Raw genomic sequence first — 23540 nt, forward strand, 5'->3', positions numbered from 1 at the left:
GACGGAGTTCCTGCACCTCGAATATGCGAAGGAAACCAAGCTCTACGTCCCTGTCTCGCAGCTGCATGTCATCTCACGCTATTCCGGCGCTTCGCCGGACGACGCGCCACTGCACAGCCTCGGCTCCGGGCAGTGGGAAAAGGCAAAGAAAAAGGCAGCGCAGCAGATCCGCGACACCGCGGCAGAACTGCTCAACCTGTATGCGCGCCGTGCGGCGCGGCAGGGCCACTCCTTCGAGTACTCGGCACGCGATTACGAGGCGTTTGCCGAGAGCTTCGGCTTCGAGGAAACGCCGGACCAGAGCGCCGCCATCAATGCCGTGATCCGGGACATGACCAGCGGCAAACCGATGGACCGCTTGATCTGCGGCGACGTCGGCTTCGGCAAGACGGAAGTCGCGTTGCGGGCCGCCTTCGTCGCCGTCATGGGCGGCAAGCAGGTCGCCATCCTGGCGCCGACCACGCTGCTGGCGGAACAGCATGCACAAACCTTCGCCGACCGTTTCGCCGACTGGCCGGTGCGCATCGCCGAACTCTCGCGTTTCCGTACCGGGAAGGAAGTCACGCAAGCCATCAAGGGCCTCGCCGACGGATCGATCGACATCGTGATCGGCACGCACAAGCTGCTGTCGAACGACGTGAAGTTCGCGCGCCTCGGGCTGGTCATCATCGACGAGGAACACCGTTTCGGCGTGCGCCAGAAGGAAGCCCTGAAGGCCCTGCGTTCGGAAGTCGACGTGCTGACGCTGACCGCCACGCCCATCCCGCGCACGCTAGGCATGGCGCTGGAGGGACTGCGCGATTTCTCCGTGATCGCGACCGCGCCGCAAAAACGTCTGGCGATCAAGACCTTCGTGCGTACCGAGGAAGCATCGGTCATCCGCGAAGCCTGCCTGCGCGAACTCAAGCGCGGCGGCCAGGTGTACTTCCTGCACAATGAGGTGGAAACCATCCTCAACCGCAAGGCGATGCTGGAAGAGCTGCTGCCGGAAGCGCGCATCGCGGTCGCCCACGGCCAGATGCACGAGCGCGACCTCGAAAAGGTGATGCGCGATTTCGTTTCGCAGCGCTACAACATCCTGCTTTGCACCACCATCATCGAGACCGGCATCGACGTCCCGACCGCCAATACGATTATCATGCATCGCGCCGACAAGTTCGGCCTGGCGCAGTTGCACCAGCTGCGCGGCCGCGTCGGCCGTTCGCACCACCAGGCTTATGCCTACCTGCTGGTGACCGATGTCCACGGCCTGACGAAACAGGCGCAGCGCCGCCTCGAGGCCATCCAGCAGATGGAAGAACTGGGCAGCGGTTTCTACCTCGCCATGCACGACCTGGAAATTCGCGGCGCGGGCGAGGTGCTGGGCGAGAACCAGTCCGGCGAGATGCAGGAAATCGGTTTCCAGCTCTATACCGACATGCTCAACGAGGCGGTGCGCTCGCTGAAGAACGGCAAGGAGCCGGACCTGGCGGCGCCGCTATCGACCACCACCGAGATCAACCTGCATGTGCCCGCCCTGCTCCCGCAGGATTACTGCGGCGATGTGCACGAGCGCCTGTCGCTCTACAAGCGCTTCGCCAATTGCAGCTCGCAGTCGGCCATCGACGACCTGCAGGAAGAGCTTATCGACCGATTCGGCAAACTGCCCGATCCGGCCCGGGCGCTGATCGAAACGCACCGGCTGCGGATTGCAGCAATACCGGTCGGCATTGTTAAAATCGATGCCCACGCGGAATCGGCCGTGCTGCATTTCCAGCCGAACCCGCCGATCGATGCGATGCGCATCATCGAGCTGATCCAGAAGAACCGGCATATCAAGCTGCACGGCCAGGACAAGCTGCGCATCACCGCGAGCATGCCCGACCTTGCCGCGCGGGTGTCGCAAGTCAAGGCGACCATCCGCTCCCTCGTACCGTAACCGTTTTCACATCCATGAACCTGATCCTGCAAGGCCTGAACACCGACCGTAACGCCATCGACAGCATCGCCGCCCTTGCAGGCGCCGAACGCATTGCTCCCATCCATGCCAATGCCTGGCGCTGCGAAGGCGTGCAGCATTTCGCCGAGATCAAGGCCAAGGTCGATGCGGAATGCCTGGCCGCGCAGCTGGACGGCACCTTCATCGACGGCGCGCGCAAGTTGTCGGACTTCAAGCTGGTGGCGATGGACATGGACTCGACCTTGATCACCATCGAGTGCATCGACGAGATCGCCGACATGCAGGGACTCAAGCCGCAGGTGGCGGAGATCACCGAGGCGGCCATGCGCGGCGAAATCGAATTTCGCGAAAGCCTTACCCGCCGCGTCGCCCTGCTCAAGGGGCTCGATGCATCGGCCTTGCAACGGGTCTATGACGAGCGCCTGAAGCTGTCGCCGGGTGCGGAAAAGATGCTGGCTGCGGTGCAGGCCGCTGGCCTGAAGACCCTGCTCGTGTCGGGCGGCTTCACCTACTTCACCGACCGCATGAAAACGCGGCTCAGTCTCGATTACACGCATTCGAACGTGCTGGAGATCGAGGACGGCAAGCTGACCGGGCGCGTGGTCGGCGGCATCGTCGATGCGGACGAAAAGAAGAATACGGTGGAACGGGTCTGTGCCGAACTCGGTATTTCCCCGCTGCAGGCCATCGTGATGGGCGATGGCGCGAACGACCTGAAGATGATGGGGATTTCCGGACTGTCGGTGGCTTTCCGCGCCAAGCCTGTTGTTCGTGCGCAAGCTGATGTCGCACTGAATTTTGTGGGCCTGGATGGAGTCCTAACATTGTTCGCTTGATCACAAGGAGGCGGAATGGTGCAGGAACTCGTACTTGATCCCCGGCTGCAGTCCGGCAAGACTCTTGCCTGGTGGCTTTACCTGGCGCACGCCATCAGCTTCCTGTTTTCGCTGGGCGCGTTTTCCTTTATTCCGCTGATCATCAATTACGTCAAGAAAGACGACACCACCGGCACCTTTGTCTACAGCCACCATCGCTGGCAGATCCGCTCCTTCTGGTGGTACCTGTTCTGGATGGTGGTCGGCGGCATCCTGTTCATCACCGTGATCGGCATCCCCATCGCCTGGCTGATCTGGCTGGGCGCGTGGATATGGAAGGCCTACCGGCTGCTCAAGGGCTGGCTCGACTTGAACGATAACAAGGCCATGCCGGTGTGATCGTCTCAGGCAGGCGCGTCAGGGGCATGCATTGCCGCGAACGCCTGCCCGATGTCGCCGATCAGGTCGTCCGGGTCTTCCAGACCGATATTGAAGCGGATCAGCTGGCCTTTCGCGGCCCAGTTCTTCCGCATGGTCTGCACCCGGTACGGGACGACCAGGCTGTGTGCGCCGCCCCAGCTGAAACCGATCTTGAACAGCTTCAGGCTGTCGACGAAGCGGTCGGTCTGCGTCTCGCTGAAGCGCTCATCGAACACCACGGAAAACAGCCCGCCCGCCCCGGTGAAATCGCGCTTCCAGGTTTCATGCCCCGGGCAATCTTCGAGGACGGGGTGCAGCACCTGTGCGATTTCCGGCCGCCCCTTCAGCCAAAGCGCGACCTTGCGCGCGCCTGCGTCGTGCGCATCGAAGCGCAGCTTCATGGTGGGCAGCCCGCGCAGCACGAGATACGCATCGTCCATGCCCACGCCGAAGCCGATGCGCATGTGCGCCATGCCGATGCGGTGGTCGAGTTCCTTGTCGCGGGTGATGACCGCGCCCATCAGGACGTCGGAGCCGCCCGAGTGGTACTTGGTCAGCGCCTGCATCACGATGTCCACGCCAAGATCGAAGGCGCGGAAGGCAATGCCCGCCGACCAGGTGTTGTCCATTGCGACGTGGATATCCTGTCCGGCCGCCCGCCTTTCCCTGACGGCTTTGCAGATCGCCGGGATATCCGGCACTTCCATCGTCACGGAACCGGGCGCCTCGGTCCACACCAGTCGCGTGTTGGGCTGGATCAGTTCGGCGATCGCCGCGCCGCAGAGCGGATCGTAGAAACGCGTCGAGATGCCGTAATCCTGGGCCAGCCAGCGGCCGAGGTCGCGGTTCGGGTTGTAGGCGTTATCGGGAATCAGCAGGTCGTCGCCGGCCTTGAGCAAGCCGAAATTGACCATGGATATGGCAGCGAGGCCGCTCGGTGCGAGCAGGCAATGAGTGCCGCCTTCGATCGCTGCGAGGCGTGCTTCCAGTGTGAAGCTGGTGGGCGTGCCATGCAGTCCGTAGGTGTAGGCCGTCTTTTCGCGCCAGTCGCGGGATCGCAATGCGGCGACATCCTTGAAGACGACGGTCGATGCGTGATGCACGGGCACCGGCAGGCCGCCGAAGCCCTCGGGGGCTGTGTAATCGGAATGAATCAGCGAGGTTTGCAGCGATTTGCTTTCTGACACCCGATGCCTCCTTGAAATTATGGCCGTGATGATTTGGCCGGACGCACGACGCGGAGCTGGAACGGCTTGCTGAGCTTGCCGTCAACCGACTGCCATTCGCCGCTGATCGTATCGCCGGCCATCTTTCCCTCCCACTGGCCGGAGACATCAGTGCCGTTCACCGATTCTTCGAGGAAGAACTCCTCGCCCTCGATCTCGCCTGCCAGCAGGACCCTGTGCGAACTGCCGAAAATGAAGTAATCCCCTTCGATGCCGTCCTCGAACTCCGCCTTGGTGCGCAGGTTCACCTGGACCTGCTCGGCGCCCAGCGTGCCGCGCAGCGCGACCGGTTTCACGAACAGCATCTTGCCCGTCGGTTCCGGCGAGGCGGCATGCAGGCTCGGAGCGAGCAGCGACAAGGCGAGCATGCTCGCCGCAGCGATGCGCAGCATTTATGCTTCCGCCCAGAGGTCGTGCGCGTCCGCCGCCGTGACCTTCACGTCGATGAATTCACCTACCTTCAGCTTGCGGTGCGGTTCGTACGGCGGCTTGACGTACACGACGCCGTCGATCTCGGGCGCGTCGGCCACCGAACGCGCAACGCCGCCGCTCGGCCCGACCTCGTCGAGCAGGACACGGATGGTCTTGCCGACCTTGGCCTGCATGCGCTTCTTCGAAATCCCTTCCTGCAGCTCCATCACGCGCGCGCGGCGCTCTTCGCGCACTTCTTCCGGCACGGGATTCGCCAATTCATTCGCGGTCGCGCCTTCCACCGGGGAATACGCGAAGCAGCCCAGGCGATCGATCTCGGCTTCCTTCAGGAAGTCGAGCAGGTATTCGAACTCCGCTTCCGTCTCGCCGGGGAAGCCGGCGATGAAGGTGGAGCGGATCGTCAGGTCCGGGCAGAGCTTGCGCCAGGCCTGGATGCGCTCGATGTTCTTTTCGCCGCTCGCGGGGCGCTTCATCCGTTTGAGAACGTCGGGGTGCGCGTGCTGCAGGGGCACGTCGAGATACGGCAGGATCTTGCCCTCGGCCATCAGCGGGATGACGTCGTCGACATGCGGGTACGGATAGACGTAATGCAGGCGCACCCAGGCGCCGTACTGCGCGGCGAGTTCGCCGAGCGCAGCGGATAGCTGGGTCATGTGCGTCTTGACCGGCTTGCCGCTCCAGAAGCCCGTGCGGAATTTCACGTCCACCCCGTAGGCACTGGTGTCCTGCGAAATCACCAGCAATTCCTTCACGCCGGCCTTGAACAGGTTCTCGGCTTCGAGCATGACATCGGCAATCGGACGCGACACGAGGTCGCCGCGCATCGACGGAATGATGCAGAAGCTGCAGCGATGGTTGCAGCCTTCGGAAATCTTGAGGTAGGCGTAGTGCTTGGGCGTCAGCTTCACGCCCTGCGCCGGGACGAGGTCCAGGAAGGGATCATGCGGCTTGGGCAAGTGCTTGTGGACGGCGGACATGACTTCGCCGAGCGCATGCGGGCCGGTCACTTCCAGCACCTTCGGGTGGATGCCCTGGATCAGGTCGTTGCCATTGGCATCCTTCTTCGCGCCGAGGCAGCCGGTGACGATCACCTTGCCGTTTTCCTGCAGCGCTTCGCCGATGGCGTCCAGGGATTCCTGCACGGCGGCGTCGATGAAGCCGCAGGTATTGACGATGACGAGGTCTGCGCCGTCATAGGACTTGGCGGTGTCGTAACCTTCCGCGCGCAGCTGGGTGAGGATCTGTTCGGAATCGACGAGGGCCTTGGGACAGCCGAGGGAAACGAAACCGACCTTGGGATTCTGTGAAGCGTTGGACATAACAAAAAAAGGTACAAGAGCGAATCCGCTATTGTACCTCTCCTTGCGCTTCTTCCCGGCACGCCGGGGTGCAGCATTGTCGCAATGTTACGGCTTCTTGTTCTTGTCGTTCGGTGTGAACGGGAAGGTGCCGAACATGTTCTTGGTCTGGCTCTGCATCTGCTCCTGCATCTGCATGAACAGGTTCTTGCTCTGCTCGATGTAGTTGCTCATCATGCCCTGCATCATCGGCCCCTGCACGTTCATGAACTGCGTCCACATCTCCTGGCTGAACGGCTTGCCTTCGTAGAAACCCTTGGAGCTTTCCGCCAGCTTGTTCTGGATCTCGATGAAGGCCTGGATATTCTTTTCCAGGTAGGAGCCCATCATGCCCTGCATCGCGTGACCGTAGTAGCGGATGATCTGCGACAGCGCGCCGCTGGAAAACATCGGCGTGCCGTTCGCCTCCTCCTCCAGGATGATCTGCAGCAGGATGCTGCGCGTCAGGTCTTCATCGGACTTGGCATCGACGACGGTGAACTCCTCATTGTCGAGCACGAGCTGCTTTACATCGGACAAGGTGATGTAAGAGCTGGTTTGCGTGTCGTAAAGGCGGCGGTTCGGATACTTCTTGATCAAGCGCTCGGACATCTTTTTTGCACTATTCATCGAATTTCCAGTGATTGCGTCGCAACGCAGTGAGCCGTTTCGTAAAAAAAGCGAACGCGCGTTCGCCCCCCTTTTGTTTTCATTATAGTGCGAGAAAACAAAGATCTACGCAATATTTCCAACGTTTTTAATAGGCCTTTTGCGATGCAGTTCAGCAAAAAACGCTGGAGTTGGCGGTTGATTGCAAAAACAACAGCAAGCCTGCACCGCTGTTTTTCTCTTGCTGAGCAGCAAGCCGGCAGCGCATTCTACGTGCCGGCCCTTGCATGGAACTTACTCCGCCTTCACCTTCACATAGCGTCCCGGCGCGGGTTCGACCGGCTTGTACTTCGCATTGCCGTACTTCTTCGGTGCGGCCACCTGCTTGCCCGCGTTGGCCTTGAGGAAGTCCGCCCATTCCGGCCACCAGCTGCCCGGCTGCTCCTTCGCGCCGCCCATCCATTCCTGTGGGGTCGTAGCCGGCTTGTCGTTGGTCCAGTAGCTGCGCTTCTTCTTCGCCGGGGGGTTGATGACGCCGGCAATGTGGCCGGATGCGCCGAGCACGAAGCGGTTGCGGTTGCGCTTCTTCGGATTGAGCAGCTTGATCGACTCGAACGCGGCATTCCACGGAACGATGTGGTCTTCGCGCGAGCCATAGATGAATACCGGCGCGTCGATCTTCGACAGGTCGATCTTTTCGCCGCCGACTTTCAGCTTGCCCGGGACCCGCAGGTTGTTCTCCAGGTACATGTTGCGCAGGTAGTAGCAGAACATCGGGCCCGGCAGGTTGGTGCTGTCGGAGTTCCAGTACAGCAGATCGAACGGCGGCGGTTCCTCGCCCTTCAGGTAATTCGACTTCACGTAGTTCCAGACCAGGTCGTTCGGACGCAGGCTCGAGAATGTCGACGCGAAATCGCGGCCGGGCATCAGGCCGCCCTTGCCGATCGCCTGCTCGCGCATGGCGACCTGCGCTTCGTCGATGAAGACGTCAATCACGCCGGTGTCCGAAAAGTCGATCAGCGTCGTCAGCAGGGTCAGGCCCGCCACCGGGTTCTCGCCGCGGCCGTAAAGCAGCGCGAGCGCGGCGGCGATGATGGTGCCGCCGACACAGAAACCGAGCGCATTGATCTGTTCCTCCCCGGAGATTTCCTGCACCACGTTGATCGCCTTGATCGCGCCGTTCAGGATGTAATCATCCCAGGTGAGATGCCCGAGCGATGCATCCGGGTTGCACCAGGAAACCAGGAACACGGTGTGGCCCTGCTCGACGGCATAGCGCACCAGCGAGTTTTCCGGCTGCAGGTCCAGAATGTAGTACTTGTTGATGCAGGGCGGCACCAGCAGCAGCGGCCGCTGGTAGACCTTTGCGGTCAGCGGCTTGTACTGGATCAGCTGGAACAGCTCGTTCTCGAACACCACCGCGCCTTCGGAGGTGGCGACGTTGCGGCCGACCTCGAACGCCGATTCGTCGGTCTGCGAGATATGGCCCTTCTGCATGTCTTCCAGCATGTGGGCGATCCCCTTGGTCAGGCTCTCGCCCTTGGTCTCGACAATCTTCTGCAGCGCTTCGGGATTGGAGACAAGGAAATTGGCGGGCGACATCGCGTCGACCATCTGCTGGACCGCGAATCGGATCTTCTGCTTGGCGCGCGGTGACGCCTCCACCGCGTCCGCCATCGACATCAGGAAGCGCGCATTGAGCAGATAGGCTGCCGCATGGAATGCATGCAGGGGATTCGAATGCCATTCCGGCGCGGCGAAGCGCTTGTCGCTGATCGCCGGCGTCTTCGCCCCCAGTACTTCCTGCCACAGGCTGGTCAGCTGCTGCATGTAGTCGCTCTGCAGCTTCGCAAGCGTCGACGGGTCGACGGTCGCGCCGAATTCCTTGATGGTGTTGGTGAGCGGCTTGGTGTCGAGCGCCGGCGGCTTGAGCCATGCCTGCCATGCATTGGGGTCGACGAACTGGTTCATCCACGTGCTGCCGGTGCCGGCTTGAGGCTGGAACATATTCATGCTTGCTTCTCTATTTTGGCGTAAGGTTACGGGTTGAAACTGAATTCGAGACTGCTATGTATATCGTCGCCATCGCATGGATTTACGTGATTCTGATGATGTCGATCACCGAAGACACAGTAGTTGCCGGTGTGATGACCTTCCTGCTGTATGGCGTCCTCCCCCTTGTTATCATTTTATACGTGATGGGAACGCCGCAACGCAAGCGCAACCGCGTGGAAGCGGAAAAATTGCGACGCGCGCATGCGGCACTGGACGAAGCGAATGCATCGGACGCTGAACGTAAAGCTTCGGAAGATTGACTATCGGCATCATCGCCGATCGGGGACCGTGCCTATTTGAGCCAGATCAACGAGGCCATGCGTCCGGTCACCCGGTCCCGGCGATAGGAATAGAAACGGCGCTCGTCCGTGACCGTGCACAACCCGCCGCCACTCACCTGTTCGACCCCGGCGCGTTGCAGCGCGAGGCGCGCAAGCGCGTAAATATCCGCGAGGTATTTGCCGGCGTGCCCCGACTGTGGAACGAAAGCGGTTGCGGCGGCGCGGTCGCACGCCACGAATGCGTCGAACACATCCTGCCCGACTTCGAAGCACTGCGGTCCGATTGCCGGCCCGAGCCAGGCCAGGATGCGCGAAGCGCCGGTGTCGCGCATGCGCCGCACCGTATTTTCCAGTACGCCGCCGGCCAAGCCGCGCCAGCCTGCATGCGCCGCGCCTACAACCGCGCCGCCGGCGTCGCAGAACAACACCGGCAGGCAATCCGCCGTCTGTATCACGCATACCGCGCCGCTCGTCGTCGCGATGCAGGCGTCCGCCCGCGGGGCCCCGCTCACCGTACCGGCATCCGCCACCGTGCTGCCGTGCACCTGCGACAGCCACGCCGGTTCTTGCGGCAGCAGGCCGCGCAGCAGCGCCCGGTTGCGGGCCACCGCGTCCGCGTCGTCGCCCACGTGCACGCCGAGATTCAAGCCGCCGCCGCCGGCGCCGTCGTCATACGGCCCGGTGCTGCAGCCGCCGGAACGCGTCGTGCAAAACGCGCCGATATTGGGCGGCGCGCCTGTCCAGTCCGGCAGGATGAGTTCCATCGCGGTTGTCCTAGTCAATCGTGACGCCGGACATGCCCGCCTGCGCCAGCAAGCCGGAAAAATCCGCCGGCAGCGGCGCATTCCATTCCAGATCCTTGCCCGACACAGGATGCACGAGACCGAGGCGGAACGCATGCAGCGCCTGGCGCGGAAACACCGATGCGAGGTGCGGCTTGCCGTACAACGGATCGCCGACCAGCCCAAAGCCGATCGACTGCAGGTGCACCCGGATCTGGTGGGTGCGGCCGGTCTCGAGCTGGCAGCGCATCAGGCTCACCGGGCGCCCGTCGATGGCGCCGGTCGCGATCCGCTGGTAATGGGTTACCGCCGGTTTCGCGCTCTCATGCTGCGACACCGCCATCTTGATGCGGTCGCGCGGATGGCGGCCGATCGCCGCGTCCACCCTGCCGGTCAGTTGCGGCTGGCCCCATACCAGCGCCAGGTATTCGCGTTTCACGCTGCGCGCCTGCAACTGGCGCACCAGGTCGGTCTGCGCCTGCAGGGATTTCGCGACTACCATCAAGCCGCTGGTATCCTTGTCCAGGCGGTGCACGATGCCGGCGCGCGGCACGCCGGCCAGCGCCGGCTGGTGATGCAGCAGGCCGTTGAGCAGCGTCCCGCTCCAGTTGCCGGCGGCGGGATGCACGACCAGCCCGGCGGGCTTGTCGATCACCAGGATCGCCTTGTCTTCGTGCACGATCGCCAGCGGCAGCGGCTCGGGCTGGTAAGGCTGCTCCTCGGGCGCCTCCTGCGGCTCGATGACGATGGTTTCGTCGCCCAGCATCGGCGTTTTGCCGCGCGCCGCCTGGCCGTCGACCAGCACATGGCCGGCGTCGATCCACTGCTGGATGCGGCTGCGAGAGTATTCGGTCAACAGCTGGGACAAGGCCTTGTCGAGGCGCACGCCGCAGAATTCCGGGGTCAGTTTCAGTTCGATGGCCGATGAAGCGGGCGTGGAAGCCGCGTCTTCGTCGCCGTCGTCGATGTCGGTGTCAGGCAGGTTGTTCGTCAAAATCGGGGTCATCCGTATCGCTGCGGTAATGCACCATCGGCTATAATCGTGGCCTTGTCCGATGTGGTCCCGCAAACGTCATGCATAAAAGTTCGTTGAAATTGGCTGCCCTTGCCCTGGCTTTGTCCCTGTCCGGGTGCGGCCTGTTCCCCGAGAAGGTCGATGAAACCAAGGATTGGTCAGCGGCCAGATTATACTCGGAGGCACGCGAGGAATTGTCGGCAGGCGGCTACGACAAGGCGGTCGAGTATTTCGAAAAGCTCGAATCGCGCTACCCCTTCGGCACCTATGCGCAGCAGGCACAGATGGAAATTGCCTATGCACATTATCGCCAGGGCGAGGCGCCGGAGGCGCTGGCGGCGGTGGAACGCTTCATCAAGCTGCATCCGAACCACCCGAACGTCGACTACATGTACTACCTGCGCGGCCTGATCAACTTCAACGACAAGCTCAGCTTCCTTGACTTCATTTTCAGGCAGGACCCGAGCGAACGCGATCCGAAGGCGGCGCGCGACGCCTTCGATTCGTTCAAGCAGCTGGTCGAGCGTTTCCCGAACAGCGTGTACGCGAAGGACGCAGTCGACCGCATGAAATACCTGGTGAACGCCCTCGCGCAGTACGAGGTGCATGTCGCCAACTACTACTATCGCCGCGGCGCCTATGTGGCGGCCGCCAACCGCGCCCAGATCGCGGTGTCGGAATACCGCGACGCGCCGGCGATCGAGGAAGCCTTGTACCTGCTGGTCAAGTCCTATGATGCGATGGGCATGACTGACCTGCGCAACGATGCCGAGCGCGTGCTGAAGGCGACTTTCCCCAATAGCGTGTATTTCCGCGGCGGGCCTCAGGTCAGCGCGCCGTGGTGGAAAATCTGGTAATCCAGGCAACATGAAAAAGCCTCCGTACGGAGGCTTTTTTTATTTTCGCCCGCTCAGGCGTCCGCCCGGCGCCGGAACACCCAGGTCCTGTCGTCGGAAGCCTTGTCATCCAGCGCATAGCCGTCGATGTCGAATGCCTTGAGCTTTTCGGGCCGGGTGATTCCCTTGACCGCCGCATAGCGCGCCATCAGTCCGCGCGCGCGCTTTGCATAGAAAGAAATCACTTTGTACCTGCCGCCCTTCCAGTCCTCGAATACCGGCGTGATCACCTCCGCATCGAGTTGCTGCGGCTTCACGGCCTTGAAATATTCCTCGGACGCGAGGTTGACCAGCACCCTCGTCTTGTGCGCGGCCAGGGCCTTGTTGAGGGACTCCGACACGAGATTTCCCCAGAACGCATATAGGTCCTTGCCGCGCGCGTTCGCGAGCCGGGTTCCCATTTCCAGGCGATAGGGCTGCATCAGGTCGAGCGGACGCAGCACCCCGTACAGCCCGGACAGGATGCGGACATGCGCCTGCGCGTACGCCAACTGTTTCGGATTGAGCGAAGGTGCGTCCAGCCCCTCGTACACGTCGCCGTTGAATGCAAGAATCGCCTGTTTGGCATTCTTCTTCGTAAAGCGGCGCGACCACCCGGCGTAGCGGGTGACGTTCAGCACCGCCAGCGCATCGGAAATCCCCATCAGTCCCGCCACCTCGGCCGGCGACAGCGTCTTCAGGATATCCACCAGTTCCGCCGCATGTTCGATAAAATCGGGCAGCGTCTGCTCCTCGGTGGTGGCAGGTGTGTCATAGTCGAGCGTTTTTGCGGGCGATAAGACAATCAGCATGTCAGAAACGGGTTCACTGGAAAGAAGAATGGCGGCAATAATACCGACGCGCATTGTAATCGACACGAACGTCTGCCTGGACCTGTTCGTATTCCGCGACGCGCGCTGGGCGGCGCTGCTCGGCGCGCTGCAGGAAGGACGCGTGCAGGCGGTCACGCGCGCGGACTGCCGTACCGAGTGGCTGAAAGTGCTCGAGTACCCGCATCTGCCGCTCGACGCCGAATCGCGGCCGCGGGCCGCCGCCGAATTCGACGCGCTGATCGCCTGCATCGAACCGGACCGCCTGCGTCCGCGCGCCGGAGTGCGCTTGCCGCTCTGCAGCGACCCCGACGACCAGAAATTCCTGGAACTTGCGCGCGACGCGGATGCAGCCGTACTGATCACCAAGGACAAGGCCTTGCTGAAACTGGCAAGGAAAACCGCGCGCGACGGGCTGTTCCGGATCGCGCCGCCGGACAAATGGCAAGCCGCAGCCCAGCTTGGTTAAAATGCCTTTTTTACCTTGATTCCATTGCGCATGAACAGCACCGCCTCCCCTGCCCTTGCGACCGCCGCCGTTGCCGCCTTGCAGTCGCGCCTGCCGAATGTCGGCACCACCATCTTTACCGTGATGTCGGCGCTCGCCGCGGAAAAAGGCGCGGTCAACCTCGGCCAGGGCTTCCCGGATTTCGACTGCGATCCGGCGCTGGTCGATGCGGTGACCGGCGCAATGAAATCCGGTTTCAACCAGTATCCACCGATGACCGGCGTGCCGGCATTGCGCGAGGCAATCGCCGCGAAGATCGCGGGGCTCTACGGCCATGCGTACGACGCCGCTTCCGAGATCACCGTCACCGCCGGCGCGACGCAGGGCATCCTGACCGCGATCCTGTGCTGCGTGCATCCGGGTGACGAGGTGATCATCATCGAACCCGCTTACGACAGCTACGTGCCGGCGATCGAACTGGCCGGCGGCAAGCCGGTTTTCGTGCAGATGGAAGTCGGGCCCGACGGATATTCCGTCCCGTGGCAAAAGCTTGCCGACGCAGTGAGTCCGGCAACCCGCCTCATCATGCTCAATTCGCCGCACAATCCTACCGGCTCGGTGTTGCGCGAGCCCGACCTGCGGGCGCTCGCCGACATCGTGCGCGGCACGGACATCCTGATCGTCTCCGACGAGGTCTATGAACACATGGTGTATGACGGCGCGCGTCATGAATCGGTGTGCCGCCACCCGGAACTGGCAGTGCGCGCCTTCGTGATTTCCAGCTTCGGCAAGACCTACCATGTCACCGGCTGGAAGATCGGCTATGTCGCCGCGCCGGCGCCCCTGATGGCGGAGTTCCGCAAGGTGCACCAGTTCAACGTCTTCACCGTCAACACGCCGGTGCAGCATGGCATTGCCCGTTACATGGCCGATCCCGCCCCGTATCTCGACCTGCCGGCCTTTTACCAGCGCAAGCGCGACCTGTTCCGCGCCGGGCTCGCCGCCACCCGCTTCAGGCTCCTGCCGTCGGATGGCACCTACTTCCAGTGCGTCGACTATTCGGCAATTTCATCCATGCCGGAAGCCGAATTCGCGAAGTGGCTGACCGCCGAAATCGGCGTCGCCGCCATCCCGGTTTCCGCGTTCTACAACCGCCCCAGGGAGTCGGGCATCGTGCGCTTCTGCTATGCAAAGAAGGACGACACGCTGCGGCTTGCGCTCCAAAGGCTGGCGACGCTCTGAGCAGTTTCTTGATTAAAGACTGCGCTTCGCCGCGCAGCAACGGCGCGGCGAGGAAGCGGCGCCCCGGGCACGAAGCCTACTTCGCACGCTGCATCATCAGCACCTCATTGGCCTTGCGATCGGCATTCACCTTCTGCGCCGCCGGCCGCTCGCCGAGCATCTTCGTGTAATCGCGCACCGGCAGCCCGGCCAGCACATCCTCGCCGAAAATCTTCTTCGATGCGATGCCGACCAGCGGCAGGTGGACCAGCGCGGCGCAGTCGGCCATCGTGAATTCCTCGCCCGCAATGAACGGGGCGAACTTCGCCAGCTTGCCGAAGGCCTTCGCGTTCCGCGTCAGCAGTTTCTGGGTGCGCGCCTTCATTTCGTCCGACACCTTCCCGCCGAAGAACGCCTCCGCATAGAGCTCGCGCGCGACGAGTTCGAGATGCAGCTCCATGAAGGTGACCAGTTCGCGCACCTTTGCGGCGGCGAACGGATCGGCGGGGAGCAGCGGCTTCTGCGGGTAGGCATGCTCGATGTATTCCATGATCACCTGCGACTCGCACAGGCTGCCATGCTCGGTTTCGATGAACGGCACCTTGCCGAGCGGCGAACGCGCCAGCATCTCCGGCGTCTTGTCCGCCCAGACCAGTTCCTCCTCGAAGGGAACCTCCTTCTCGAGCAACGCGAACTTGACCTTGTTGTAGTAGTTGCTTCCTGCGAATCCACACAGTTTCAGCATATCGTCTCCTTGGTTTGTCATGTCTTGCCGGGTCTCAAGCTTACCGCAGCGCGCGACGCCCTGCAGGCCGCCTCCCGCCGCCGTACAGCGGGAATCCACGGCGGCGACACATTTCGGCAATAATAGCGGCTGACCGACACCAACTCCGACACCTGCCATGTCCGCCGAACTGAAAGCATCCCGCGAAGACGCGACGCTGATCCTGACCATGTCCAACCCCGGCGCGAAAAACGCGCTGCATCCCGACATGTATGCCGCCGCCATCGAAACCCTGTCCACCGCCGAGCGCGACGATACCGTGCGCGCCGTCGTGCTGACCGGCGCCGACCAGGTGTTCTGCTCCGGCGGCAACCTGCACCGGCTGCTGGAAAACCGCAGCAAGGATCCGTCGGTGCAGGCGGAATCGATCGACAACCTGCATGGCTGGATAGAGGCGATCCGCGATTGCCCGAAGCCGGTGATCGCCGCCGTCGAGGATGTCGCCGCCGGCGCCGGCTTCTCGCTCGCGCTTGCCTGCGACCTGATCGTCGCCGGCACCTCCGCAAAGTTTGCGATGTCCTACGTCAAGGTCGGACTCACGCCGGACGGCGGCGCATCGTGGTTGCTCACACAAGCGCTGCCGAAGCAGCTTGCAGCGGAAGTCCTGCTCGAAGGCAAGCCGGTGCCGGCGCAGCGCCTGCATGAACTTGGCGTCGTCAACAAACTCGTCGCCGATGGCTCCGTACTCGCCGCGGCCCTGGAATGGGCCGAAGCCCTCGCCGCCCTGTCGCCCAACTCGGTCGAACGCATCAAGTCGCTTACCCACGAGGCGCAGGTCAACACGCTGGCCCAGCACTTCGAGTCGGAAAAACGGCATTTCGTGGAAAGCCTGCATCATCGCGACGCGCAGGAAGGCATTTCCGCGTTTCTGGAAAAAAGAAAGCCCCGTTACAAATGACTGCACAGAAGAGACGGCGCATCTACCTGATGCGCCACGGCAGCGTTACCTATTTCGACGAGCAGGGAAAACCTTTCCTGCCGGAACAGGTCCCGCTCAATGAACTCGGCCGCGTCCAGGCCACGGCCGCCGGCAAGGTATTCGCCGAGGCCGGCCTGCGTTTCGACCGGGTGATCGTGTCCGGCCTGCCGCGTACCGTGGAAACGGCGACCCGCGTGCTCGCCGAAACCGGCCAGCATATTTCGCTCGAACGCTGGAGCGAGCTGGAAGAGCTGCGCGGCGGCAAGCTCTCCGCGATCCCGGACGAGAGCCTGAAGGAAGCCTTCGTCGGCGCCTTCGACGGCCTGGTGCCGGAACACCGGCAATTCCTTGGCGGCGAAACCATTGGCCAGCTGATGGACCGCGTCCATCCCTGCATCGACCGGCTGCGCGAAGACAAGTCCTGGGACACGGTGCTGCTCGTGCTGCATGGCGGCGTGAACCGCGCCATCCTGTCCTACGCGCTGACCAACCAGCGCCTGTTCCTCGGCAACCTCGCGCAGACCGCCGGCTGCATCAACGCGATCGACGTCGGCGACGCCCACGCGGACTGGGTGGTGCGCATCGTGAACTACTCGCCGGTGTCGGAGCTGCAGGGGGAATCGCGCCATACCACGATGGAAGTCCTGCTCGACCAGTACCGCAAGTCGCGCGGCCTCTGACTTGCCGGCAGATGCCTGAAGAACGAAATCGCACGACCGTACTCTTTTCTGTTGTAGAATCTGGCGAAAAGGATTCACCACCATTTCGCGCGTTTTCGCAAAGGAGACAAGATGTTCGAAGAGTTCATGGGCACGCGCCCGGTGTCGGAGCGACAGAAGTTCGATCTCGGCGCCATGCAGGCGTACATGCGCGAGCATGTCGAAGGCTTTTCCGGCGAACTGACGGTTGAGCAGTTCAAGGGCGGCCAGTCGAACCCGACCTTCAAGCTCACCGCCGACGGCAAGAGCTACGTGCTGCGCACCAAGCCCGGCCCGGCGGCCAAGCTGCTCGCCTCCGCCCATGCAATCGACCGCGAATTCCGCGTGATGGATGCGCTGAACAAGGCCGGCTTCCCCGCCGCCCGCCAGTATGCGCTCTGCCTGGACGAAGCCATCATCGGCCGCGCGTTCTACATCATGGAATTCGTCGACGGCCGCGTGCTGTGGGACCAGTCGATGCCGGGCATGAGCCAGGCCGACCGCGCCGCGCACTACGACGAAATGAACCGCGTCATCTCCCAGCTGCACACCATTGATTACGCCGCCATCGGCCTGGCCGACTACGGCAAGCCCGGCAACTATTTCGTGCGCCAGATCGATCGCTGGACCAAGCAGTACAAGGCGTCGGAAACGGAAAAGATCGACGCGATGGACCAGCTGATCGCATGGTTGCCCGACAATATCCCGCCGGGCGACGACACCAGCATCGTGCATGGCGACTACCGCCTCGACAACATGATCTTCCATCCGACCGAGCCGCGCGTGCTGGCCGTGCTGGACTGGGAATTGTCGACGCTGGGCCATCCGCTGGCCGACTTTTCCTACCACTGCATGAGCTGGCATATCCCGCCGGGACAGTTCCGCGGCATCGGCGGCCTCGACCTGCCGGCGCTCGGCATCCCGAGCGAGGACGCCTACATCGCGAAATACTGCGAACGCACCGGCAAGACCATCAACAAGGCAGACTTCAACTTCTACCTTGCGTACAACATGTTCCGCATGGCAGGCATCCTGCAGGGCATCATGAAGCGCTACGTGGACGGCACCGCCGCGAGCGAGCAGGCGCTCAAGGCCGGCCAGGCGGCGCGTCCGATGGCGGAAATGGGCTGGAAGTACGCGTCGGGCGCGTAAGCGCCCTGTGCTCCTGCAGAGCAGGGAATCCCGAACGGCTGCATAATCTGCGGTGTTCGAGATTCCACGCACAGGAGAAAAACAATGATCGACGTCTATACCGCCGCCACGCCCAACGGCCACAAGGTCCACATCATGCTGGAGGAATGCGGCCTGCCCTACCGGGTACATTACGTGAACATCCGCGAAGGGGACCAGTTCAAGCCCGAGTTCCTCGCCATCTCCCCGAACAACAAGATCCCGGCGATCGTCGACGCCGACGGTCCGGACGGCAAGCCGATTTCGCTGTTCGAATCGGGCGCCATCCTGGTCTACCTCGCCAGCAAGGTCGGCCGTTTCCTCGGCAGGACCGACCGCGACAAGTTCGTGACCCTGCAGTGGCTGATGTTCCAGATGGGCGGCGTCGGCCCGATGCTCGGCCAGGCGCATCATTTCCGCATCTATGCGCCGGAAAAGATCGGATATGCGGTCGACCGCTATACCAACGAAGCGAAGCGGCTGTACGGAGTGATCGACACGCAGCTGTCGAAGAACGCCTACCTTGCCGGCGACGAGTACACGATCGCCGACATCGCCACCTTCCCGTGGCTGCGTTCATGGAAAAATCAGGGGATCGACTGGGAGGACTACCCGCACGCCAAGCGCTGGTTCGATGAAATCAGCCAACGGCCGGCGGTCATGCGCGGCGTCGACGTGCTCGCCGACCAGAGCAAGCCCATCACCGATGACAAATCGCGGGAAGTGCTGTTCGGCGCGAGCCAGTACAAGAGGCACTGAAAACCGGGCCGCCCTACGATCCTCTAAATTTATCTGGACGTGCTACTAGTAGATCATCCAGATGAATTTGATGAACGTAGGGTGGGTAGAGCGAAGCGAAACCCACCATTTTGACTACGCCCATCGAGGCGCACGGTGGTTTCGCTTCGCTCTACCTCGGCTGCCCCCCTGCCATCCTTCAAATTTATCTTGACGGCCGACTAGGCATACCTGCGCGCGATCGACTCCGCGACGCATACCGGCTTGTCCCCGCCTTCCCGCTCCATCGTCACTGCCCAGGTGATCTGCACGCCGCCGTCGATATCCTCGACTTCCTTCAACGCCAGGCGTCCGCGCACCTTGCTGTCGACCGGCACCGGCGCCGGGAAGCGGACCTTGTTCAGCCCGTAGTTCACGCTCAGCCGGGCGTCCGGCATAGACACCGCGCTTTGCAGGATCAAGGGCAACAGCGACAGCGTCAGGAAACCGTGCGCGATCGTGCTGCCATACGGCGATTCCTTCTTGCAGCGTTCCGCGTCGAGGTGTATCCACTGGTGGTCGCCGGTCGCTTCCGCGAACAGGTTGATCCGCTCCTGCGTGACCGGAAACCAGTCGGTTACCGCCACCTCCTGGCCAACCAGTCCCCTCAGTTCTTCAACCGATGCAATCGTGCGCATGTTGTCTCCAAGTGTTGTCGTGTCTATTGCGGCCGGCGCCCGAACATGCCCATGCCCTTGATCGTCGCCACCACGTCGCCGTGCTGGTTCTTCGCCTCCCACAGCGTGACCACCACGCCGCGATCCGGCTTGCTGGAGGATGGCCGCAACTCGAGCGGCGTCGTGGTGACGTGCAAGGTGTCGCCGCCGCGCACCGGCTTGATCCAGCGGATCTCATCGACGCCCGGCGAGCCGAGGCTGGCGGCTTCCCGGAGGAAGCCGTCCACCATCAGCCGCATGATCATGCCGCAGGTATGCCAGCCGCTGGCGATGATGCCGCCGTACATCGATTTTTCGGCGGCAGCCTTGTCGATATGAAAGGGCTGCGGGTCGTACTTGGTGGCGAAGTCGATGATCTCTTCTTCCGACACGGTCCGCGAACCGACGTCGATCGTCCTGCCCACCTCGAAGTCCTCGAAATACCACTTCAGTTGCGACATGGCTGCCCCCTCTGCTGGTTATGCGGCTTTACGGAAGTCCGGCTGTGCGGCGAAACGCGCGAGATGATAGTCGGTATCGCCGAGCGTCTGCTCGATCATCGTCAGGCGCTTGAAATGATGCGCCGCCGGCAGTTCATTGGTTACGCCCATGCCGCCATGCAGCTGCACCGCCTGCTGACCGACATACTTCAAGGCCTGGCCGACGCGCGCCTTCGCAGCCGACACATTGCGCCGGCGCTCATTCGCATCGGCGGATGCGACCTTGACCGCGGCCAGGGTCGCCATCGAGCGCGCCTGCTCCGCCTGCATGAACATTTCCGCCATGCGATGCTGCAGCACCTGGAACTTGCCGATCGGGACGCCAAACTGCTGGCGCGTCTTCAGGTATTCCAGCGTGGCCGCATTCAGCGCGTCCATCGCGCCGACCGCTTCCGCGCACAGCAGTGTCGCGCCGTAATCCGCTGCGGCATCGAGAATATCCCAGCCGGCGCCTGCCTGGCCGAGCAATGCGGATGCCGGCACCCGCACATTGTCGAAGCTGATATCCGCCGCGCGCTGGCAGTCGATGGTGCGGTAGTCGCGCCGGGTGATGCCGGCCGCATCGGCAGGCACGACGAATAGCGAAATGCCCTGCGCGTCGCGCTGCCCGCCCGACGAGCGCGCGGAGACGATCAGGCGGTCAGCCTGCGCGCCGTGGATGACCACAGTCTTCTTGCCGTTGAGCACGAAGCCGTCACCATCCTGCTTCGCCGTGGTCGCGACATCGGACAGTTCGTGGCGCGCCTGCTGTTCGCCGAGTGCGACGGCCAGTTTCAGGCCGCCGCCGGCGAGCTGCTCCAGCAGGTCGTCGTGGCCCCCCGCCAGCTTCAGGAACTGGGCGCCGAAGACAGTCGCGAAATACGGCTCGACCACGATGCCGCGGCCCAGCTCCTGCATCACCACCATCATGTCGACCGCCGAGCCGTTGAAGCCGCCCTGCGCTTCCGGCACCGGCAATGCGGTCATCCCCAGCTCGGCCAGGGTCGCCCACGCCTCGTCGGAAACGCCCTGCTCGGAACGCACGATCTTGTTGCGGTGCTCGAAGGTGTAATCCTTGTCGATGAAGCGGCGCAGCGCGTCGCGGAATTGTTGCTGCTCGGGTGAGTAATTGAAGTCCATGGTCGCCTCACAATCCCAGGATCATCTGGGAGATGATGTTTTTCTGAATTTCGTTCGAGCCGCCGTAGATGGAAGTCTTGCGGAAATTGAAGTAGTACGGCGCAAGCGGCGCGGCATCGTCATCCCCGAACACGCTGTGCTCCTGCTCGCCTTCCAGGTAGGCGGGATCGAACGGCAGCGCGTAAGGTCCGACTGCCTCGACCATCAATTCCGTCAGCCACTGCTGCACTTCGGTGCCCTTGACCTTCAGCATCGACGCCTCCGGCCCGGGGCCGCGCTTGCTGCTTTCCTGCGACAGCACGCGCAGCACTGTCATTTCCAGCGCCATGATTTCGATCTCCAGGCTGGCGACCTTGGAGGAGAACACCGGATCCTCGAGCAGCGGCTTGCCGTTCTTCATCTGCTTGTTCGCCAGGCGCTTGAGGAACTGCAGTTCGCGCTTGGCGCGGCCGACCGCGGCGATGTTGGTGCGCTCATGCCCAAGCAGGTATTTCGCGTAGGTCCAGCCCTTGTTTTCCTCGCCGATCAGGTTCTCGACCGGCACCTTCACGTTGTCGAAGAAAACCTCGTTTACCTCATGCTCCTCGTCGAGCATGATGATCGGGCGCACCGTGATACCCGGGGTATGCATGTTGATCAGCAGGAAGGAAATGCCCTCCTGCTTGCGCGCGTTCGGATCGGTGCGCACCAGGCAGAAGATCATGTCCGCATGCTGCGCCAGCGTGGTCCAGGTCTTCTGGCCGTTGACGATGTAATGATCGCCCTGGCGCTCGGCGCGCGTCTTCAGCGACGCCAGGTCGGAGCCGGAACCCGGCTCGGAGTAACCCTGGCACCACCAGTCCTCGCAGTTGAGGATGCGCGGCAGGTAGTAGCGCTTCTGCGCCTCGTTGCCGAAAGCCATGATGACTGGTGCGACCATGTTCACGCCGAAGGGCAGGATCGCCGGGGTGCCGGCATGCGCGCACTCTTCTTCCCAGATATGGCGCTGTACCGGGGTCCAGCCGGTGCCGCCGTACTCGACCGGCCAGCCGGTACCGACCCATCCCTGCTTGGCGACAATCTTGTGCCAGCGGACGTAATCTTCTTTCGACAAACGCTTGTGATTGAGGACCTTCTGTTGCAGGTCCTTCGGAAGGTTGGCCTCGAGGAAGGCGCGAACCGAATCGCGGAAGGCCAAGTCTTCCGCCGTATAGCTCAAATCCATGCTGTCTCCTAGTTGTCCCGGCTTAATAGCACGACCGTTCGAAAACGATTATACAGCGGATTTTCGTGATTTGTGTCGAATTAAATAACCGGGAATGCCGCCGTCGCCCATGTGCGCGGGACCAGGAAAGAAAACGAAAGGCGTTCGGCGGCGGGTAGCCGGGGCATGGGCGGGGAATGGCCGGAACCGGCCTATTGGAGCGTCTGTTTGGTCGCGGCTGGAAGGGGAAGCGGCAGCACCTCGATGCCCTCCTCGACTAGCGCCTCGCATTCCTGCACGGTCGCCACGCCGCGGATCGCGCGTTCGGTCGTCTCGTTGTAGTGCATGCGGCGTGCCTCTTCGGCAAACCGCTCGCCGACGTCTTCGGTATGGGCAACGACGTGGCGCACCATCTCGAGCACCAGCTTCTGGATCTCGCGCTTCGCGTCTTCCCGCACGGGCTGCGAACTGGGCAGGGAGAGGTGGGGTGCCGAAGGCAGTTTGCGGACCTCGTGGCTGTCACATACCGGGCAGGCGATCTGTCGTCCACCGTTTTGCGCAAGGAAATCCTCTTCCGAGGCAAACCAGCCTTCAAAGCGGTGATCGAGCGCGCAGCTGAGGTTGTAGACTTTCATGCTAACAGGCGAGGACAGTAAGAAAATGCGGGCGGTGCGCTGTCGCGCATCCAGGCCGTTTATTTTACTGCCTTCCCTGCTGCCACGCTGCATCGCGGGAAAGCCCGCGCCGGCATGCATGGATCAGGATCGCGGCCGCGCAATGCCGGCGGCCGCAACGGATTCACTGCTTGAACTCGAACTGCTGCTGCGCCTGGTCCAGCACCCCGGGCAGGCGATGGGCAAGCAGGATCGCCTTGGCGCGGCGACGCGCCGAATGCGCTTCGATCACGCCGCTCAGCCTTTTCACGCTTGCCTTGATTTCCAGCACTTGCTCTGCCTTCGCAAGGCGAACCAGGCTGCGCAGGTTTTCCCGGAAAATGTGCCGCTCGCGCGCGGTCGCACCGTCACCCATGGTCGCAGTGATCAAGTTCTCAATGACGTCATCGGTATCAAGCTTCTTTTTCATGGCCTTGCGCTTCCTGTTGGTGAAAGGAATTTTCTCAGGGGCAAGTATGCGTAATTTTCAAAGGGCAATATTTGAGATATCTCAACGGGATTGTAAGAAGATGTAAGCGCAACAAAAAACAACCCCGGAACACCCTCAAAAAAAAGCCCGCAGGCTATGAGCGCTGCGGGCTAACACTTCCTGGGAGGCCTAAGGGACCACCTTCATCCTACCTGTTGCATATCCGGACGGCTTTGCTTTTGCGCAATCTTCTTTTCACTATTGAGAATTCTCAACAGTTATCCACGGCAACTGTGGCCAAGTCTGTTGATAACCCTGTTGATACGATCACAAGCCTTTGATTACACATAGCAATTTCATGCAGGA

At 62.3% G+C, this 23540-nt stretch carries 26 protein-coding genes; 11 read left to right on the forward strand and 15 right to left on the reverse strand.

Features of this window, described 5'->3' with window-relative positions; genetic code table 11:
• The 3 genes from mfd to VEC01_RS09250 form a co-directional block, all read left to right on the forward strand.
• The coding region (mfd, locus tag VEC01_RS09240; protein WP_324900522.1) for a transcription-repair coupling factor at positions 1-1918 on the forward strand (1918 nt) is incomplete at its 5' end.
• Positions 1919-1932: 14 nt separating this feature from the next.
• A complete protein-coding gene (gene serB, locus VEC01_RS09245) occupies positions 1933-2775 on the forward strand; it encodes a phosphoserine phosphatase SerB (RefSeq protein ID WP_324900523.1) in 843 nt (280 codons plus the stop codon).
• A 15-nt stretch (positions 2776-2790) separates the two neighbouring features.
• Positions 2791-3153 (forward strand): hypothetical protein, encoded by a 363-nt coding sequence (locus VEC01_RS09250; protein WP_324900524.1) that lies wholly within the window; start codon positions 2791-2793, stop codon positions 3151-3153.
• Positions 3154-3158: 5 nt separating this feature from the next.
• On the opposite strand, the gene VEC01_RS09255 is transcribed toward VEC01_RS09250, so the two are convergent.
• From VEC01_RS09255 to phaC, 5 genes are all read right to left on the reverse strand, one after another.
• Positions 3159-4361: a cystathionine beta-lyase gene (locus VEC01_RS09255; protein ID WP_324900525.1), complete on the reverse strand. Its 1203-nt coding sequence runs from the start codon at positions 4359-4361 to the stop codon at positions 3159-3161.
• 17 nt (positions 4362-4378) lie between these two features.
• Positions 4379-4792 (reverse strand): hypothetical protein, encoded by a 414-nt coding sequence (locus VEC01_RS09260; protein WP_324900526.1) that lies wholly within the window; start codon positions 4790-4792, stop codon positions 4379-4381.
• Positions 4793-6151, reverse strand: a complete 1359-nt coding sequence (rimO, locus tag VEC01_RS09265) for a 30S ribosomal protein S12 methylthiotransferase RimO (protein WP_324900527.1) — start codon at positions 6149-6151, stop codon at positions 4793-4795.
• Between the two features lie 87 nt (positions 6152-6238).
• Positions 6239-6799: a polyhydroxyalkanoate synthesis repressor PhaR gene (gene phaR / locus VEC01_RS09270; RefSeq protein WP_324900528.1), complete on the reverse strand. Its 561-nt coding sequence runs from the start codon at positions 6797-6799 to the stop codon at positions 6239-6241.
• A 273-nt stretch (positions 6800-7072) separates the two neighbouring features.
• Positions 7073-8791, reverse strand: a complete 1719-nt coding sequence (phaC, locus tag VEC01_RS09275) for a class I poly(R)-hydroxyalkanoic acid synthase (RefSeq protein WP_324900529.1) — start codon at positions 8789-8791, stop codon at positions 7073-7075.
• 56 nt (positions 8792-8847) lie between these two features.
• On the opposite strand from phaC, the gene VEC01_RS09280 reads away from it, so the two are divergent.
• Positions 8848-9093, forward strand: a complete 246-nt coding sequence (locus VEC01_RS09280) for a hypothetical protein (RefSeq protein ID WP_324900530.1) — start codon at positions 8848-8850, stop codon at positions 9091-9093.
• Between the two features lie 32 nt (positions 9094-9125).
• Here the strand turns inward: VEC01_RS09280 and pgeF are convergent, their stop codons facing one another.
• Both pgeF and VEC01_RS09290 read right to left on the reverse strand, forming a co-directional pair.
• Positions 9126-9878: a peptidoglycan editing factor PgeF gene (gene pgeF / locus VEC01_RS09285; RefSeq protein ID WP_324900531.1), complete on the reverse strand. Its 753-nt coding sequence runs from the start codon at positions 9876-9878 to the stop codon at positions 9126-9128.
• 10 nt (positions 9879-9888) lie between these two features.
• Positions 9889-10902, reverse strand: a complete 1014-nt coding sequence (locus tag VEC01_RS09290; RefSeq protein ID WP_324900532.1) for an RluA family pseudouridine synthase — start codon at positions 10900-10902, stop codon at positions 9889-9891.
• A gap of 68 nt (positions 10903-10970) precedes the next feature.
• Here VEC01_RS09290 and VEC01_RS09295 point away from each other — a divergent pair, with 68 nt between their 5' ends.
• Positions 10971-11768, forward strand: coding sequence for an outer membrane protein assembly factor BamD (locus VEC01_RS09295; protein ID WP_324900533.1), 798 nt, complete (start codon positions 10971-10973; stop codon positions 11766-11768).
• Between the two features lie 53 nt (positions 11769-11821).
• On the opposite strand, the gene yaaA is transcribed toward VEC01_RS09295, so the two are convergent.
• Positions 11822-12598: a peroxide stress protein YaaA gene (yaaA, locus tag VEC01_RS09300; protein WP_324900534.1), complete on the reverse strand. Its 777-nt coding sequence runs from the start codon at positions 12596-12598 to the stop codon at positions 11822-11824.
• 28 nt (positions 12599-12626) lie between these two features.
• Here yaaA and VEC01_RS09305 point away from each other — a divergent pair, with 28 nt between their 5' ends.
• Together VEC01_RS09305 and VEC01_RS09310 are read left to right on the forward strand one after the other, a co-directional pair.
• Positions 12627-13085 carry a putative toxin-antitoxin system toxin component, PIN family gene (locus VEC01_RS09305; protein WP_324900535.1) on the forward strand — a complete coding sequence of 153 codons (459 nt, stop codon included), beginning with the start codon at positions 12627-12629 and terminating at the stop codon, positions 13083-13085.
• 30 nt (positions 13086-13115) lie between these two features.
• A complete protein-coding gene (locus VEC01_RS09310; RefSeq protein ID WP_324900536.1) occupies positions 13116-14306 on the forward strand; it encodes a pyridoxal phosphate-dependent aminotransferase in 1191 nt (396 codons plus the stop codon).
• A 76-nt stretch (positions 14307-14382) separates the two neighbouring features.
• Here the strand turns inward: VEC01_RS09310 and VEC01_RS09315 are convergent, their stop codons facing one another.
• Positions 14383-15030: a glutathione S-transferase gene (locus tag VEC01_RS09315; RefSeq protein WP_324900537.1), complete on the reverse strand. Its 648-nt coding sequence runs from the start codon at positions 15028-15030 to the stop codon at positions 14383-14385.
• Between the two features lie 157 nt (positions 15031-15187).
• Between VEC01_RS09315 and VEC01_RS09320 the strand changes: the two genes are divergently transcribed.
• From VEC01_RS09320 to VEC01_RS09335, 4 genes are all read left to right on the forward strand, one after another.
• A complete protein-coding gene (locus VEC01_RS09320; RefSeq protein ID WP_324900538.1) occupies positions 15188-15967 on the forward strand; it encodes an oxepin-CoA hydrolase, alternative type in 780 nt (259 codons plus the stop codon).
• Entirely contained in the window at positions 15964-16668 is a 705-nt protein-coding gene (locus tag VEC01_RS09325) for a histidine phosphatase family protein (protein ID WP_324900539.1), read from the forward strand. Before VEC01_RS09320 ends, VEC01_RS09325 begins: the two co-directional genes overlap by 4 nt.
• Positions 16669-16779: 111 nt before the next feature.
• The gene (locus VEC01_RS09330) at positions 16780-17838 is read left to right on the forward strand and encodes a phosphotransferase family protein (protein ID WP_324900540.1); all 1059 of its coding nucleotides are present in this window, start codon (positions 16780-16782) and stop codon (positions 17836-17838) included.
• 84 nt (positions 17839-17922) lie between these two features.
• Positions 17923-18615 carry a glutathione binding-like protein gene (locus VEC01_RS09335; protein ID WP_324900541.1) on the forward strand — a complete coding sequence of 231 codons (693 nt, stop codon included), beginning with the start codon at positions 17923-17925 and terminating at the stop codon, positions 18613-18615.
• A 200-nt stretch (positions 18616-18815) separates the two neighbouring features.
• Here VEC01_RS09335 and VEC01_RS09340 read toward each other — a convergent pair whose 3' ends face one another.
• The 6 genes from VEC01_RS09340 to VEC01_RS09365 form a co-directional block, all read right to left on the reverse strand.
• On the reverse strand, positions 18816-19271 hold the full coding sequence (locus VEC01_RS09340; protein WP_324900542.1) for a MaoC family dehydratase: 456 nt from the start codon (positions 19269-19271) through the stop codon (positions 18816-18818).
• Between the two features lie 23 nt (positions 19272-19294).
• Complete coding sequence (locus VEC01_RS09345; RefSeq protein ID WP_324900543.1) at positions 19295-19750, reverse strand: MaoC family dehydratase; 456 nt, start codon at positions 19748-19750, stop codon at positions 19295-19297.
• An 18-nt stretch (positions 19751-19768) separates the two neighbouring features.
• Entirely contained in the window at positions 19769-20908 is a 1140-nt protein-coding gene (locus tag VEC01_RS09350) for an acyl-CoA dehydrogenase (RefSeq protein ID WP_324900544.1), read from the reverse strand.
• A 7-nt stretch (positions 20909-20915) separates the two neighbouring features.
• Positions 20916-22112 carry an acyl-CoA dehydrogenase family protein gene (locus VEC01_RS09355; RefSeq protein ID WP_324900545.1) on the reverse strand — a complete coding sequence of 399 codons (1197 nt, stop codon included), beginning with the start codon at positions 22110-22112 and terminating at the stop codon, positions 20916-20918.
• 191 nt (positions 22113-22303) lie between these two features.
• Complete coding sequence (locus VEC01_RS09360) at positions 22304-22726, reverse strand: DUF1178 family protein (protein WP_324900562.1); 423 nt, start codon at positions 22724-22726, stop codon at positions 22304-22306.
• Between the two features lie 163 nt (positions 22727-22889).
• Positions 22890-23174, reverse strand: a complete 285-nt coding sequence (locus VEC01_RS09365; RefSeq protein ID WP_324900546.1) for a hypothetical protein — start codon at positions 23172-23174, stop codon at positions 22890-22892.
• Positions 23175-23540: the final 366 nt, after the last annotated feature.

Source organism: Noviherbaspirillum sp. (assembly GCF_035627455.1).
Classification (GTDB): Bacteria; Pseudomonadota; Gammaproteobacteria; order Burkholderiales; family Burkholderiaceae_D; genus Noviherbaspirillum.

What these genes read in the sequence shown, in the direction of transcription:
- serB (WP_324900523.1), top strand. Translation starts at nt 1,933, where the DNA reads ATGAACCTGATCCTGCAAGGCCTGAACACCGACCGTAACGCCATCGAC.
- VEC01_RS09250 (WP_324900524.1), top strand. Translation starts at nt 2,791, where the DNA reads ATGGTGCAGGAACTCGTACTTGATCCCCGGCTGCAGTCCGGCAAGACT.
- VEC01_RS09260 (WP_324900526.1), bottom strand. Translation starts at nt 4,792, where the DNA reads ATGCTGCGCATCGCTGCGGCGAGCATGCTCGCCTTGTCGCTGCTCGCT.
- rimO (WP_324900527.1), bottom strand. Translation starts at nt 6,151, where the DNA reads ATGTCCAACGCTTCACAGAATCCCAAGGTCGGTTTCGTTTCCCTCGGC.
- phaR (WP_324900528.1), bottom strand. Translation starts at nt 6,799, where the DNA reads ATGAATAGTGCAAAAAAGATGTCCGAGCGCTTGATCAAGAAGTATCCG.
- phaC (WP_324900529.1), bottom strand. Translation starts at nt 8,791, where the DNA reads ATGAATATGTTCCAGCCTCAAGCCGGCACCGGCAGCACGTGGATGAAC.
- VEC01_RS09280 (WP_324900530.1), top strand. Translation starts at nt 8,848, where the DNA reads ATGTATATCGTCGCCATCGCATGGATTTACGTGATTCTGATGATGTCG.
- pgeF (WP_324900531.1), bottom strand. Translation starts at nt 9,878, where the DNA reads ATGGAACTCATCCTGCCGGACTGGACAGGCGCGCCGCCCAATATCGGC.
- VEC01_RS09290 (WP_324900532.1), bottom strand. Translation starts at nt 10,902, where the DNA reads ATGACCCCGATTTTGACGAACAACCTGCCTGACACCGACATCGACGAC.
- VEC01_RS09295 (WP_324900533.1), top strand. Translation starts at nt 10,971, where the DNA reads ATGCATAAAAGTTCGTTGAAATTGGCTGCCCTTGCCCTGGCTTTGTCC.
- yaaA (WP_324900534.1), bottom strand. Translation starts at nt 12,598, where the DNA reads ATGCTGATTGTCTTATCGCCCGCAAAAACGCTCGACTATGACACACCT.
- VEC01_RS09305 (WP_324900535.1), top strand. Translation starts at nt 12,627, where the DNA reads ATGGCGGCAATAATACCGACGCGCATTGTAATCGACACGAACGTCTGC.
- VEC01_RS09310 (WP_324900536.1), top strand. Translation starts at nt 13,116, where the DNA reads ATGAACAGCACCGCCTCCCCTGCCCTTGCGACCGCCGCCGTTGCCGCC.
- VEC01_RS09315 (WP_324900537.1), bottom strand. Translation starts at nt 15,030, where the DNA reads ATGCTGAAACTGTGTGGATTCGCAGGAAGCAACTACTACAACAAGGTC.
- VEC01_RS09320 (WP_324900538.1), top strand. Translation starts at nt 15,188, where the DNA reads ATGTCCGCCGAACTGAAAGCATCCCGCGAAGACGCGACGCTGATCCTG.
- VEC01_RS09325 (WP_324900539.1), top strand. Translation starts at nt 15,964, where the DNA reads ATGACTGCACAGAAGAGACGGCGCATCTACCTGATGCGCCACGGCAGC.
- VEC01_RS09330 (WP_324900540.1), top strand. Translation starts at nt 16,780, where the DNA reads ATGTTCGAAGAGTTCATGGGCACGCGCCCGGTGTCGGAGCGACAGAAG.
- VEC01_RS09335 (WP_324900541.1), top strand. Translation starts at nt 17,923, where the DNA reads ATGATCGACGTCTATACCGCCGCCACGCCCAACGGCCACAAGGTCCAC.
- VEC01_RS09340 (WP_324900542.1), bottom strand. Translation starts at nt 19,271, where the DNA reads ATGCGCACGATTGCATCGGTTGAAGAACTGAGGGGACTGGTTGGCCAG.
- VEC01_RS09345 (WP_324900543.1), bottom strand. Translation starts at nt 19,750, where the DNA reads ATGTCGCAACTGAAGTGGTATTTCGAGGACTTCGAGGTGGGCAGGACG.
- VEC01_RS09350 (WP_324900544.1), bottom strand. Translation starts at nt 20,908, where the DNA reads ATGGACTTCAATTACTCACCCGAGCAGCAACAATTCCGCGACGCGCTG.
- VEC01_RS09355 (WP_324900545.1), bottom strand. Translation starts at nt 22,112, where the DNA reads ATGGATTTGAGCTATACGGCGGAAGACTTGGCCTTCCGCGATTCGGTT.
- VEC01_RS09360 (WP_324900562.1), bottom strand. Translation starts at nt 22,726, where the DNA reads ATGAAAGTCTACAACCTCAGCTGCGCGCTCGATCACCGCTTTGAAGGC.
- VEC01_RS09365 (WP_324900546.1), bottom strand. Translation starts at nt 23,174, where the DNA reads ATGAAAAAGAAGCTTGATACCGATGACGTCATTGAGAACTTGATCACT.